This window comes from Bacillus sp. GZB (assembly GCF_001975995.1).
Taxonomy (GTDB): domain Bacteria; phylum Bacillota; class Bacilli; order Bacillales; family Bacillaceae; genus Bacillus; species Bacillus velezensis.
The window spans coordinates 548377-560638 of the sequence record NZ_MTQG01000016.1; the positions used below are offsets into that span (position 1 = coordinate 548377).

Below are 12262 nucleotides of genomic sequence, written 5' to 3' on the forward strand. Positions count from 1 at the left end.
AAGAGCCGGTCTTTTATGTCGTCCTTACTGTTACGCCGCATTTGCCATGAATGCGTCACGCCAGTCATGAACAGTATCGCCATACCTTTCACAGTAAATTCCTGATCATATGCGCAACGCCATTTTGATCATTTGTCAATGTAACGGCATCAGCGATCTCTTTAATATCTTCTCTCGCATTCCCCATCGCTATGCCTTTTCCGGCCGCCTGAAGCATTGAATAGTCATTTAAGCTGTCACCGACCGCGGCGGTTTCAGCCATCGGAATGCCGAGCTTTAGCGCCAGCCGTTTGAGCGCCTGCCCTTTAGAGGCGTTTCGAGACGCCAGTTCGAAGTTGTGGTCGGCAGAGCTGACAAGGGTGAGATCTTTCTGACCGCTGAATCGGTCCCAGCCCGCTTTCAGCTTCCGCTCATCAAACGAAAATCCGAGAATATTATAAAAATCCAGATGCTCTTCTTTCTCAAAGAGCTCACGGTATGAATGAATATAAGCAAAGCCGGATTGGCTGTATTGCACTGAAGCCGCCTGTTCCAAAACGGAAAGATCGGTTTCCGGATTGGCGCTTTTCACCCGGTCCATTTCGATATCGAGCAGCTGCCTGCCGGTTTCAGGCGTATAGATGGCTTTGTTTGTAAACACCTCATAGTAATATTGATTCTCTTCAAGCCATGACAAAATGCCGCGGGCTCTTGTTTCTGCAATCGCATCACAGTGGTACAGGCTGCCGTCAGGAGCATGAATGGCGGCTCCGTTTGCGCTGATAATCCATGTTTTTATGCCGAGCGGTTCGAAGATGGAGTGCACGTCAAAATGCGCGCGTCCCGTGGAAACCACGATTTCAATTCCCGCTTGCCGGGCTTCCCTTAAAGCCCGCTCATTTTCATCGCTTACTTGATGACTGCTGTTCAGCAGTGTGCCGTCCAGATCTATGGCAATCAGTTTCACATGTCCTCATCCTCTTCTTCAGATTCAGTTACAAGCAATTCTACGCCGTGCCGGTCGAGCAGATCGCAAAAATCCTGATCAGGCAGCCGATCGGTAATCAGCAGGTCAACCTCGTGCAGGTCTGCATACTGATAAAAACTCGTACGGCCAAGCTTGGAGTGATCGCTCAGCGCAATCACCTGTTCCGCCTGTCGGATCATTTTACGCTTTACCATGCCGTCTTCTTCGTGAGGTATCGTCAGACCGTTTTCCGAGATGCCGACAACGCCGATCAGCACCTTATCGGCGTGATAATCCCCCAGTTTTTCTACGACGGAAGCCCCGTATAAAAACCGGTGTTCCTTCTGGAGCTTTCCGCCGAGCAGGTGAATATCAATTCCCTCTTTTGCGGAAAGGATATCGGCCTGATTGATCGAATTTGTAATAACAGTACAGCCGGTGACATTTAAATGCTCCGCGCAGGCCTGCACGGTTGTCGAGGTGTCCAGAATGATCCGGTCTCCTTTATGGATCAGGGATGCGGCCAGCTTGCCGATTTTGTTTTTCTCTTCAGAAACAGTTTTCAGCCGGCCCGAATAGCCAGGAACCTCCTGATTCACCGACGGCAGAATCGCGCCGCCCCGTGTTCTGATAATGGCCCCGCGCTCTTTCAGCTTTACAAGGTCCCTTCTTGCGGTATCTCTTGAAATATGAAGCAGCGAACATATCTGTTCCGCGGTAATTCGCCGATGCTGTTTCAAATATTCCATTATCGCAATCAGTCTTTCTTCTTGATACACGTCCTCATTCCCTTTTTCGTCACTTATCTGTAAGTAATTATAAGTTTTTATCCCAATATATTCAATGTTTTTAAGTATTCATAAGCGAAATCACTTCTTTTTAACCATTTTTCAGCTCCCGCACAAAAAAACCAGTCTTTCGACTGGCGAGTGGGAAGGAGGTATTGCGGGGCCCGCTGAAAGGCGGGAAATCGAGGGAAAAAGAATGCTATTCAGCCAGCGGCTCTTTCTGTTTTTGATCCATAAACCGAACGGTATCAGCCATGACCTCGGTCACATAAACTTTTACGCCGTCTGTCTTTTCATAGCTTCTCGTCTGGATTCTGCCGCTTACACCGACCATTGACCCTTTTTGGCAGTACAATGCCGTGTTTTCAGCGTTTTTTCTCCAGATGGTGCAGTTGACGAAATCGGTTCCGGTTTCACCCGACGCGCTTTTAAAATTGCGGTTTACCGCCAACGTAATATGCGCGACGGGAATGCCCGCTGATGTAAAACGGAGCTCCGGGTCTTTCGTCAGCCGGCCGACAAGCATAACGTGGTTAAACAAGCCGTATCCTCCTCTCTTTTTCGAGGCTGGCTTCATTGTAGTACAAGGGCTCGTGAAAGCAAAAAGCGGATAAAACCGTTATCCGTTCAGGCTGCTCTTATGTTTTCGTTTTTCTTTCTGATAAAAAAAACTTTTGTTTTTGACCGCTTATGTAATATGTATTTTTGAGCAGCCGCGAGAAAAGTTTCGTTTTGAGCCAGTCTTTCTCAAACATGCGGACAAACTTTCCGCCGTCCCATGCGAACCAGTAAAAACTCAGCTTTTTATCAGTCAGTGAAAGCTGAATTTTATACTGTTCCATGCGGTCTTTTGTTTCATATAAAAAGACGACATTTCCCCTTCTGTTAAGATGCACCTCACAATCTTCCTTTTTGCATACCAAGTAGGAATGATCGTCTTTTCGCCTTGAACCGTCTTCTATATAGATTTCCTTCAGGCGCAATTGATTCATAAGCATCTCTCCATGACCATATTCTTTTACATTATAATGAAAAAATAGAAATGATTAAATGTTGACCGCCTACAAAAATGATGAAGCATGTCTTACAGCATTTTCCCGGGAAAAATGATATGTGTTATAATAAATGAACGAAAAACATGGACAACAGGGGTGAAAATAAGAGATGAAAACCTTTAAACTGGTTGATCTGAATGTGGAACGTTTAGATAAAGACGATCAGCCGATTGAACAGTTTCCCCTTTTAGACGGATTGATTATTAACAAAGAGGACGGAGAAAATCATTGGTTAATTGAAGCACTGGTCCCGGCCGAACACTTGTCTTTTTTTGACATGCTGATGAAAAGCCAGAAAGAAGCGAAGGTGTTTGTAACGATTACGAAAAAAAGCAACCGCCCCGCCCAGCTGACGGGAAGCATCAAAAATATTGTCGAGCTGGAAAGAAGTATACAAGTTTTAATTTACGGTCAAATGGTGTCAAGAAATCACCCCGGATCAGAAAGCATTCTGGAGTCGCTTGTGAAAGAAGGCTACTCGGGCAGCCGGCTGATTGAAGCGTTCAAACAAAAATTATAATCATGAAAAAGGCCGGACGTTAATCATCCAGCCTTTTTTTGTGCCTTAGTCATTGTGAGGAGCCCGCTGTTTCAGCAGATCTCTGATTTCAGTCAGCAGTTCTGTCTGCTGATCTGTTTCCTCGGCTTCTTCAGCCTCTTCTTCTGCTTCTTTTTTACGTCTCAGCTTGCCTATTGTGCGGATCACGATAAAAATAGAAAATGAAATAATGAAGAAGTTCACAATCGTTTGAATGAAGCTTCCGTACTTGATATGAGCATCGCCGAATGTCACGGCCAGCCCTGAAAAGTCAAGACCGCCAAGAAGCAGGCCGACCAGCGGCATGATGATGTCTTCAACGAGCGACGTCACGATTTTGCCGAAAGCGCCGCCGATGACGACACCGATAGCCAGATCCATGATATTGCCCCGCATCGCAAAGCTTTTAAATTCTGACCACATTACATTCACCTCTTTCTATACAAAATGGGCTTTTTTATAAGCCCATTTGTTTGTTTTTATTCTCCGAGCGCAAAGGTTAATTCAGCTTCACACACGAGCTCGCCGTCAACTTTGGCAACGCCTTTGCCGCGTCCGATCGTACCGCGCGCGCGGGTAATATCAACCTCAAGCTCCAGCTTGTCACCCGGTTTTACCTGCTTTTTGAAACGGCAGTTATCAATCCCCGCAAAAAATGCGAGTCTGCCCCGGTTTTCTTCTTTAATCAGCATCGCAACCGCTCCGACCTGCGCCAAAGCCTCTACGATTAATACGCCCGGCATAACAGGGTATTCAGGAAAATGGCCGTTGAAAAAATCTTCATTCGCCGTCACATTTTTATATCCCGCCGCCCGTTTTCCTTCTTCGACTTCCGTAATTCTGTCTACCAGAAGAAACGGATAGCGATGGGGAATAATTTCTTTAATTTGCTGAGTATCAAGCATTCTCTTGACATCTCCTTCATCGACAATAGTATGTATAGAAGGCATATGTGGCAACCAATCTGTACATTTGGAAGTATATTATGAATCAATTTCTTTTTCAACCGCGCTGTAAACTGTAACCAGCTGGCAATGAGCCTCGTCCATTAATGTGTTATGATAAATAAAGATTTTTACCCTATGCAAAGAGGTTGGAAGATGATTGCTAAGTTTACTGAAAAACGTACGCTGGTGATGCTGAATGAGTGGTATGACGCCATGGGAAAACGCCAATTCGATCTAGCCCGTTCCCTTCACGAACAAATCAATCAGCATCTCCCCAAATTACAAAAGAATGCAAAGCTCAAACTCAGATATCAGCTGTTTTTCGCACGGTTTCAGCTGCTGTTTGAAAAAAAAGACGGTCTGAATAAGCTGTTCTGCGAGCTGAAGCGGCGCAAAGATGAGATGGATCATGAATTAACTTATTATTTCTATTTTTTCAAAGGGTTATTCCATATGGTGAATGGCGCTCCGAACCGTGCTGTCTGCCGCTTTAAAGAAGCTGAACAGTACCTGCCGGCCATTCAGGACCGTTTCGAAGCCGCTGAATTTTATTATAAAACAGCGGGTGCATATTACATGATGAAGTCGCCTGCGCTCTCCATTCAATATGTCAATAAAGCGCTGGAAATCTATCAAGATGAAGCCGGCTACATCAAAAAAACGCTCAGCTGCCGGCTGCTTCTCGCCGTGAATTATATAGACGAGGCACGCTATGACGACGCAGAACAGCTCTTTAATGAATCCATAAAGATAACGGACCGGATCAATGACAATAACCTGCTGTGCCACGCCTATTATAATTTTGGTTTTTTAAAGACCGCCCAGAAAAAAGATAAAGAGGCCCTCCCTTTTTACAAAAAGGTATTGGGCAATCAGCGTTTCGAGAAAGAGTCTCCCGTTTCCTACCTGCATTGTGTATACGAAGCGGTCAGAGCACTTTTTAAAACCGGATCTGCCGCCGAAGGACAAACCGTGCTGCAGAAAGGTTTATACATATCTGAAAAAGTGCAGAACAAGATTATGAAATTGAAGCTGACCGCGCTCAACATACTGTACACCGCTCAGGAGGACCCGTACGACCGATTGCAGAAGCTTGTGCTGGAGCTGCAGAAAATTGAAGCGTGGGTGGATTTGGAAGTGCTGCTTCAGGATATTACTGATTACTACAAAAAAAAGGGCGATTTTGAGAAAGCCGCATTTTTTATCATGCGCGGCTGATCAAAACGCCCCTTCTTTTATCTGACTGAGTTGATTAAGCCCAGCATTTGGTCTCCCAATGTAATCGTGCGGCTGTTCAGCTGATAGGAACGCTGAGACACGATTAAGTCGGTCATTTCTTTTGACATATCGACATTTGAACCTTCAAGCGCGCCCTGCTCCATGCCGATTGCCTGCCGGTTTGCGCCGGTAAGCTCTTCAATCGCTGAAGCCCCCGCGCCGTTTACGGAAAACAGATTATCCCCTTCCGCATGAAGCGCCTGCGGATTATTGACATTGACGATGCCGAGATTAAACGTCTGCGAACGGGTTCCCGCCTGGTCTGAAGCAGTCAGCGTTCCGGTTTTGCTGATTTTCAGCTGAGTCAGCGAACTGTCAATTTGTATGGGCTGACCGTTCTCATCGAGAATGGGATTGCCTCCCGCTGTCATCAGCTGAAGCAGCCGGTCATTTCCGCCGGCCGGCTTGAGGGAAAGTGAGCCGTCCCTTGTATACACCCGCCGTCCGTCCGCTTCTGCCTGAAGATATTGATAAGGTGATGTGAACGCGATATCAAGGTCACGGTCGGTTTTTTTGATGCTTCCCTGCCCTGAGTCCAGCTGCGGAGTCATGACCGTTCCGGCGCCGAGACGCAGGCCGGGCGGCGTTTTCCGCATGTTCGGCGAATTTTCCTTTTTGTCATCTATATGGTCATACTGCTGTCTGATCAGCTCGGAAAAGCGGGAGTCCCTCGCTTTATAGCCTGTCGTATCACTGTTTGAAAGGTTGCTGCTGACTGTATCCATCTGCTGCTGAAGCTGATTTAAGGCTGTTGAAGCCGTCAGCATTGATCTGAGCATCATAATTGAATGTCCCCCATTTTGTTACACTTTGCCGATTTCATTTGCGGCTTTATCCATGCTTTTATCGTAAGCCTGAATGACTTTTTGATTGGCTTCAAATGATCTGTATGCTTCCGTCATTTCTGTATACGTGCTCGTCACGTCCACGTTCGAAAGCTCCGAGACGCCTTGCTTTAATGAATACGAGACTTGGGGATTCGCCGCCGCGCTCGGCAGTTCAGAGCCGTCGGCCGTGCTGTATAGGTCATTGCCGTCCCGTTTCAGATTGCGCACGTCTTCTTCCATCCTGATATCAATCTGCCCCGCCGGCCGGCCGTTTGTCGTGACCGTTCCGTTTTCTGATACGGTGAATTTTTCATTGTCGACTGTAATCGGCTGTCCGTTTGTTGATAACACAAGGTTTCCGTTTATCGTAAGCTGATTGTTTTCATTTAATGAGAAAGTGCTGCTTTTTGAATAGCGGACGCCTCCTCCGGTCTGCACGGAATAAAACAGCTCGGCGTTTTCATTCGTTTCAGCGTTCTTGGGAACCTGATTCTCCATCAGCGCGATATCCGTCGGCTGATCGGTCGTTTTCAGGCTTCCCTGCGTAAACAACGGTTTCAGCTCCTGCATGTATACGCCTGTGTTGACGGAACCGATTTTCGTTTTTTTATCGCCTTCTATTCGGCTCAGAAGCATCTCGGGAAAGGCGCGGATTGAACCTTGATCCTCTTTGTACCCTGATGTATTCGCGTTTGCGATGTTATTTGACAGCATTTCCGTTCTTCTTTGCTGTGTAATCATTGCGGACGTTGCGGTATATAATCCTTTTAACAAGTCTTCCACCTCTGAAATAGCATTATTTCCAGTTGCCTCACCGGAACATTTGTTCTATAATGAAAATCAGCATTTTTTCTTATTATCGGATTTACATTCACGTTCGTGAAGGGTTTGACAGAAAAAAACCCCATTCTTTTTCAGAATGAGGTTTTATCATCAGCTCAGTTTGCGTTTTGGAAGCTTGTCCATGTTATCCAGCATGACGCCGGTTCCGACCGCAACACAATCCATCGGGTTCTCAGCGACAAGAACAGGCACCCTCAGCTCTTCGGCAAGAAGCTGGTCAAGCCCGTTTAACAGCGCTCCCCCGCCGGTAATGATAACGCCGCGGTCGATGATGTCAGCGGACAATTCAGGCGGTGTTCTTTCAAGAACCTGCTTGGCGGCCTGCACAATGACGGCAACTGATTCACGAAGGGCTTCTTCTACTTCTTTGCTGTTTACTGTAATCGTTCTCGGCAGACCGGAAACCATGTCACGGCCGCGGATGGTGATTTCTTCATGACGTGCGTCTGGGAAAACCGTTGCGACCTTCACCTTAATATCTTCAGCGGTACGTTCACCGATCAGCAGCTTATACTCGCGTTTGATATAATTTAAGATTTCCATGTCAAACTTGTCCCCAGCCATCTTAATAGAAGAGGAGGTGACAATATCGCCCATAGAAATAACTGCGATATCTGTCGTACCGCCTCCGATGTCAACAACCATGTTACCGCTCGGCTGGAAGATTTCCATACCCGCGCCGATAGCGGCAACTTTTGGTTCTTCTTCAAGGTACACATGCTTTCCGCCGCTTTTTTCAGCTGCTTCTTTAATCGCCTTTTGCTCAACGGATGTAATATTCGTCGGGCAGCAGATCAGCATGCGCGGTTTTGAGAAAAGTCCTTTTACATTCAGCTTATTAATGAAATGTTTCAGCATGGCTTCTGTTACTTCGAAGTCTGCGATTACGCCGTCTTTCAGCGGACGGATCGCAACAATATTCCCAGGTGTACGTCCAACCATTCGTCTGGCTTCTTCACCGACAGCCAGCACTTTGCCGCTGTTTTTATCAAGTGCCACAACGGAAGGCTCATTCAGAACAATTCCTTTTCCTTTTACATGGATCAGTACATTTGCAGTACCGAGGTCAATTCCAATATCCCTTGCAAACATCTATTTATATCCTCCTTGATATCTGTTTCACAGTAAAATATCCACATTGTGCCCTAATTATATATATTATCATAATTTATCAAAAAAAAGCTGCTGAACGATATAAGTTCTTGACAAAATTTTGCGGATATTCGCGAAACCGCCCGGGAGGAGAAAAAAGGGCCCGGCAGACGTCAGGCGCTACGGCTGCTGAACGGGCTCCCCTTCAAGAATTTCATCCTTCTTGTACTTTAATTTCGTCGCCTCTCCCCCTCTTAAATGTCTGATGGATTTATGATAATCGAGTATTTCTTTTACTTCATTCGCCAAGTCAGGATTGATTTCAGGCAGACGCTCTGTCAGATCTTTGTGTACGGTACTTTTGGAAACACCAAACTCTTTCGCAATGACACGAACGGTTTTTTTCGTCTCCACGATATACTTACCAATCTTGATTGTTCGCTCTTTGATGTAATCGTGCACACCACTCGACCTCCCCAGTTGGATGTGAGAAGTGTGAAATGAGATCCGTATTCTGTAACAGATTCACTGATGATGCAGCTTCTTCGTTGTCCGATTATATAAGAAGGTTTTAGAAATATGCCCACGATCCCTCACCTCAAACACTCTCTTTGATAGGTTTGTAACAGTGTATTAGCAATGAATTGGGAATATGCTAAAAACTCAATAAGGACAAGGGGCGGGTCATAATTTTCTGCTTTTTGATCGGGGGGTTTACATCCGCGCGATCCTGCTGTAGAATGAAACAGCACAATTAGTTACTTAGGTAAGTTTTTTGAAAAGGAGAACGGAAATGATCCACGTCAACAGACGCCTCATTCATCAAATCAATCAATGCGCCCGCCTGATTACGAAGAAAGCCAATGAACGGCTGGAACCATTCGGCCTGTACTCCTCTCAATGGTCAATCCTATATTGCTTAAAAACGATCGGACCGATGACCCAAAAAGAAATCTGGTCCTATCTGAACGTTGAGGCGCCGACCGTTACCAGAACGATCAAACGCCTTGAAGAAAACGGCTGGATTCAGCGGGAACAGGGAGAAGACAAGCGGGAAAAGCTCGTCGTCCTGACGAAGGAAGCTGAATTGAAATACGACAGCATCAATCAAGAGATGCTGAAGTTCGAGGAAGACATGCTTGCGGATTTCCAGAATGGAGATAAGGAAGCTTTTTCTGAGTTTCTGAATGTGTTTTTAACGAAATAATAAAAAGGGAAGTGCTGTACTTTTGAGTAAATCTGACTCGATCTGGACCAAAGATTTTATTATGGTCGTACTCGTGAATTTATTTGTCTTTGTGTTCTTTTATACATTTTTGGCCGTGCTGCCTATCTATATGATTCAGGAGCTTGGCGGCAGTGAATCGCAAGGAGGGCTTTTGATCAGCCTGTTCCTGTTATCTGCTATTATCACCCGTCCTTTTTCAGGGGCGATTATTGAACGGTTCGGCAAGAAAAGAATGACGATTGTATCCTTGGCGCTGTTCGCCCTGTCTTCTTATCTGTATTTGCCGATACACAATTTCTATCTGCTGCTCGGACTGCGTTTTTTCCAAGGCATCTGGTTCAGCATTTTAACGACGGTTACGGGCGCAATTGCCGCTGACATTATTCCCGCCAAGCGGCGCGGCGAGGGGCTCGGTTATTTTGCGATGTCTATGAACCTTGCCATGGCGATCGGTCCGTTTCTCGGGCTGAGCCTTGTGAAAGTCATTTCGTTCCCGGTTTTCTTTACGATTTTTGCCGTATTTGTTTCTTTAGGCTTGCTGATTGCTTTTATGATTCGTGTGCCGGATCAAAACAACAGCGGAACGACTGTCTTCCGTTTTTCTTTCTCCGACATGTTTGAAAAAGGCGCGCTTAAAATCGCGATTGTCGGGTTGTCCATTTCTTTCTGTTATTCAAGTGTGACTTCATATTTATCCGTTTATGCAAAGACGATCCACCTGTTGGATGTCAGCGGCTATTTCTTCGTCTGTTTCGCCGTGACGATGATGGCAGCCCGTCCTTTCACAGGAAAGCTGTTTGACAGAGTGGGGCCGGGAATCGTCATCTATCCGTCGATTATCGTGTTCTCCGCGGGGCTTTGCATGCTGGCGATGACAAACAGCGCCCTCATGCTTCTCTTGTCCGGTGCCGTAATCGGTCTCGGATACGGCTCTATCGTACCGTGTATGCAGACGCTGGCGATTCAGAACTCGCCCGGACACCGTTCAGGCTTTGCGACGGCTACCTTCTTCACTTTCTTTGACAGCGGGATTGCCGGCGGGTCCTATGTATTCGGCCTCTTCGTCGCTTCGGCCGGATTCCATTCGATTTATCTGGCCGCGGGGCTGTTCGTCCTGATTGCTTTACTCCTGTATGGCTGGAGCCAGAAAAAAAGAACGCCGCTTGAAGCGGACGGAAACGTTTCAATCGCAGACTGATATGACAAAAAGCCGGGGGCAGCCCCGGCTTTTTTTATTCGGCCGCTCTTTCCCGCGCGATTCGTCCCGCCGCTTTTACATAAGGAGGATGAATATACATAAGCGCCGTATAACCGAGACATGACAAAATGACACCCGCAAACCAGGAGATATCATAGATGCCGGCGAACGCCGGGACGTACATCCCGATTAAAGAAATAAACGCGCCGAGAAAAGTCGCGGCAAAGGCCCGATAATTATAGCCTTTGTAATAAGTATACTGTCCGGTTTCCGAATAAAGGTCTTCAACTGAGAGCTGCCTTTTTCTGATGATAAAATAATCAGCCATCATCACCCCGGCCACCGGTCCGAGCATCCCGCCGATGAGCCCGAGAAACGCATAAACATTCGTGGCGCTCTCCATCAGCTTCCACGGTATTGTGAACAGGGCCAGAACAGCGGTCAAATACCCTCCCCTCCTGAATGTAATATACTTCGGCAGGACATTCGCCAAGTCATAGGCCGGTGACACGATGTTTGCCGCCACGTTAACCGAGACGGCGGCGATGCAAAGCGTGATGACCGAAAGAGCGATAACGAAAGGATTATCAAACCGGGCCAAAATCTCCACCACGTCCCAAATCGGTTCTCCGAATGCTACCTGTGATCCGGATGTCACTGTAATGCTCGCAAACGCAAACAGCGCAAACGTTCCCGGCAGGCCGTAAAACTGGCCGCGAATCTGTTCTTTTTGCGACGCGGCGAACCGGGTGAAGTCAGGAATATTCAAAATCAATGTCGCCCATATCCCGATAATGCCCGTCACTCCGGCGGCAAACGGCCAAAACGTTTCAGAAAAGGTATGGAACTTTCCAGGCTGTGAGTAAATCGGTCCGAGCCCGCCGGCAATATCTATCGCCCACCAGACCATACCGCCGAAGACGAGATAAACAAGCGGGCCCGCCCACACTTCAAATTTTTTGATTGATTCCATGCCGTGCCGCAGCACAAGCAGATGAATGCCCCAAAAGAAAATGAACGACAGAAAGCCCGGCAGATGAAGCCCGAATATATTCCAATCTCCTCCGAGACTCCCCCAGCCCGGCCATATGTTCAAAAGCAGAATGTGTAAAGCCGTGCTTCCGGCAAATGTTTGAATTCCGAGCCACATGATGGCTGTAAACGCCCTGAGAAGCGCCGGAATGTTAGCTCCGTATATTCCGTAAGAAGCCCTGATAATGACCGGAAAAGGCAGGCCGTATTTCGTTCCGGCATGGCCGTTCAAGGCCAAAGCGGCGAACAAAATGAGTGACGCCGTCACGATAATGGCAAGCACCTGCCACGGAGAAAGGCCGATCGCAATGAGCCCGCCCACAGTCGCATAGGTCGGGATATTATGAATACAGCCCATCCAAATGGATGCAAAATTCACCGCTTTCCATGTCCGTTCGCCGTCTTCTAAAGGCAGTAAATCTTTGTTGCTTAGCCGATCACTCGTTGTTTTTTTCATTTTCTCCCTCCCACATGTACGTTTTCCTTACAT

At 46.9% G+C, this 12262-nt stretch carries 15 protein-coding genes; 4 read left to right on the top strand and 11 right to left on the bottom strand.

The window, feature by feature from the left end; genetic code table 11:
- Positions 1-88: 88 nt before the first annotated feature.
- From BXO87_RS08545 to BXO87_RS08560, 4 genes are all read right to left on the bottom strand, one after another.
- On the bottom strand, positions 89-946 hold the full coding sequence (locus BXO87_RS08545) for a Cof-type HAD-IIB family hydrolase (RefSeq protein ID WP_038460142.1): 858 nt from the start codon (positions 944-946) through the stop codon (positions 89-91).
- Positions 943-1725: a DeoR/GlpR family DNA-binding transcription regulator gene (locus BXO87_RS08550; protein WP_003151250.1), complete on the bottom strand. Its 783-nt coding sequence runs from the start codon at positions 1723-1725 to the stop codon at positions 943-945. The genes BXO87_RS08545 and BXO87_RS08550 overlap by 4 nt, the downstream gene beginning before the upstream one ends.
- A gap of 208 nt (positions 1726-1933) precedes the next feature.
- Entirely contained in the window at positions 1934-2275 is a 342-nt protein-coding gene (locus tag BXO87_RS08555; protein ID WP_007614303.1) for a single-stranded DNA-binding protein, read from the bottom strand.
- Positions 2276-2372: 97 nt separating this feature from the next.
- Positions 2373-2726: a hypothetical protein gene (locus tag BXO87_RS08560; RefSeq protein WP_003151247.1), complete on the bottom strand. Its 354-nt coding sequence runs from the start codon at positions 2724-2726 to the stop codon at positions 2373-2375.
- 172 nt (positions 2727-2898) lie between these two features.
- On the opposite strand from BXO87_RS08560, the gene BXO87_RS08565 reads away from it, so the two are divergent.
- Positions 2899-3309 (top strand): YwpF-like family protein, encoded by a 411-nt coding sequence (locus tag BXO87_RS08565; RefSeq protein WP_012118638.1) that lies wholly within the window; start codon positions 2899-2901, stop codon positions 3307-3309.
- Between the two features lie 45 nt (positions 3310-3354).
- Here BXO87_RS08565 and mscL read toward each other — a convergent pair whose 3' ends face one another.
- Both mscL and fabZ read right to left on the bottom strand, forming a co-directional pair.
- A complete protein-coding gene (gene mscL, locus BXO87_RS08570; protein WP_003151243.1) occupies positions 3355-3750 on the bottom strand; it encodes a large conductance mechanosensitive channel protein MscL in 396 nt (131 codons plus the stop codon).
- A gap of 56 nt (positions 3751-3806) precedes the next feature.
- The gene (fabZ, locus tag BXO87_RS08575; RefSeq protein ID WP_003151242.1) at positions 3807-4232 is read right to left on the bottom strand and encodes a 3-hydroxyacyl-ACP dehydratase FabZ; all 426 of its coding nucleotides are present in this window, start codon (positions 4230-4232) and stop codon (positions 3807-3809) included.
- A gap of 195 nt (positions 4233-4427) precedes the next feature.
- Here fabZ and BXO87_RS08580 point away from each other — a divergent pair, with 195 nt between their 5' ends.
- On the top strand, positions 4428-5492 hold the full coding sequence (locus tag BXO87_RS08580; protein ID WP_007407559.1) for a tetratricopeptide repeat protein: 1065 nt from the start codon (positions 4428-4430) through the stop codon (positions 5490-5492).
- 17 nt (positions 5493-5509) lie between these two features.
- On the opposite strand, the gene BXO87_RS08585 is transcribed toward BXO87_RS08580, so the two are convergent.
- From BXO87_RS08585 to spoIIID, 4 genes are all read right to left on the bottom strand, one after another.
- The gene (locus BXO87_RS08585; protein ID WP_032876942.1) at positions 5510-6331 is read right to left on the bottom strand and encodes a flagellar hook-basal body protein; all 822 of its coding nucleotides are present in this window, start codon (positions 6329-6331) and stop codon (positions 5510-5512) included.
- Between the two features lie 24 nt (positions 6332-6355).
- On the bottom strand, positions 6356-7153 hold the full coding sequence (locus tag BXO87_RS08590; RefSeq protein WP_038460144.1) for a flagellar hook-basal body protein: 798 nt from the start codon (positions 7151-7153) through the stop codon (positions 6356-6358).
- A gap of 159 nt (positions 7154-7312) precedes the next feature.
- Complete coding sequence (gene mbl / locus BXO87_RS08595) at positions 7313-8314, bottom strand: cell shape-determining protein Mbl (RefSeq protein WP_003151237.1); 1002 nt, start codon at positions 8312-8314, stop codon at positions 7313-7315.
- A 180-nt stretch (positions 8315-8494) separates the two neighbouring features.
- Complete coding sequence (gene spoIIID / locus BXO87_RS08600) at positions 8495-8776, bottom strand: sporulation transcriptional regulator SpoIIID (RefSeq protein ID WP_003151236.1); 282 nt, start codon at positions 8774-8776, stop codon at positions 8495-8497.
- Between the two features lie 331 nt (positions 8777-9107).
- On the opposite strand from spoIIID, the gene BXO87_RS08605 reads away from it, so the two are divergent.
- Together BXO87_RS08605 and BXO87_RS08610 are read left to right on the top strand one after the other, a co-directional pair.
- On the top strand, positions 9108-9521 hold the full coding sequence (locus BXO87_RS08605) for a MarR family winged helix-turn-helix transcriptional regulator (protein ID WP_038460146.1): 414 nt from the start codon (positions 9108-9110) through the stop codon (positions 9519-9521).
- 22 nt (positions 9522-9543) lie between these two features.
- The gene (locus BXO87_RS08610; protein WP_014419077.1) at positions 9544-10740 is read left to right on the top strand and encodes an MFS transporter; all 1197 of its coding nucleotides are present in this window, start codon (positions 9544-9546) and stop codon (positions 10738-10740) included.
- A gap of 34 nt (positions 10741-10774) precedes the next feature.
- Here the strand turns inward: BXO87_RS08610 and BXO87_RS08615 are convergent, their stop codons facing one another.
- On the bottom strand, positions 10775-12229 hold the full coding sequence (locus BXO87_RS08615; RefSeq protein WP_032875989.1) for an NCS1 family nucleobase:cation symporter-1: 1455 nt from the start codon (positions 12227-12229) through the stop codon (positions 10775-10777).
- Positions 12230-12262 lie beyond the last annotated feature (33 nt).

What these genes read in the sequence shown, in the direction of transcription:
- mbl (WP_003151237.1), bottom strand. Translation starts at nt 8,314, where the DNA reads ATGTTTGCAAGGGATATTGGAATTGACCTCGGTACTGCAAATGTACTG.
- BXO87_RS08605 (WP_038460146.1), top strand. Translation starts at nt 9,108, where the DNA reads ATGATCCACGTCAACAGACGCCTCATTCATCAAATCAATCAATGCGCC.
- BXO87_RS08565 (WP_012118638.1), top strand. Translation starts at nt 2,899, where the DNA reads ATGAAAACCTTTAAACTGGTTGATCTGAATGTGGAACGTTTAGATAAA.
- BXO87_RS08560 (WP_003151247.1), bottom strand. Translation starts at nt 2,726, where the DNA reads ATGAATCAATTGCGCCTGAAGGAAATCTATATAGAAGACGGTTCAAGG.
- BXO87_RS08585 (WP_032876942.1), bottom strand. Translation starts at nt 6,331, where the DNA reads ATGCTCAGATCAATGCTGACGGCTTCAACAGCCTTAAATCAGCTTCAG.
- mscL (WP_003151243.1), bottom strand. Translation starts at nt 3,750, where the DNA reads ATGTGGTCAGAATTTAAAAGCTTTGCGATGCGGGGCAATATCATGGAT.
- fabZ (WP_003151242.1), bottom strand. Translation starts at nt 4,232, where the DNA reads ATGCTTGATACTCAGCAAATTAAAGAAATTATTCCCCATCGCTATCCG.
- BXO87_RS08615 (WP_032875989.1), bottom strand. Translation starts at nt 12,229, where the DNA reads ATGAAAAAAACAACGAGTGATCGGCTAAGCAACAAAGATTTACTGCCT.
- BXO87_RS08580 (WP_007407559.1), top strand. Translation starts at nt 4,428, where the DNA reads ATGATTGCTAAGTTTACTGAAAAACGTACGCTGGTGATGCTGAATGAG.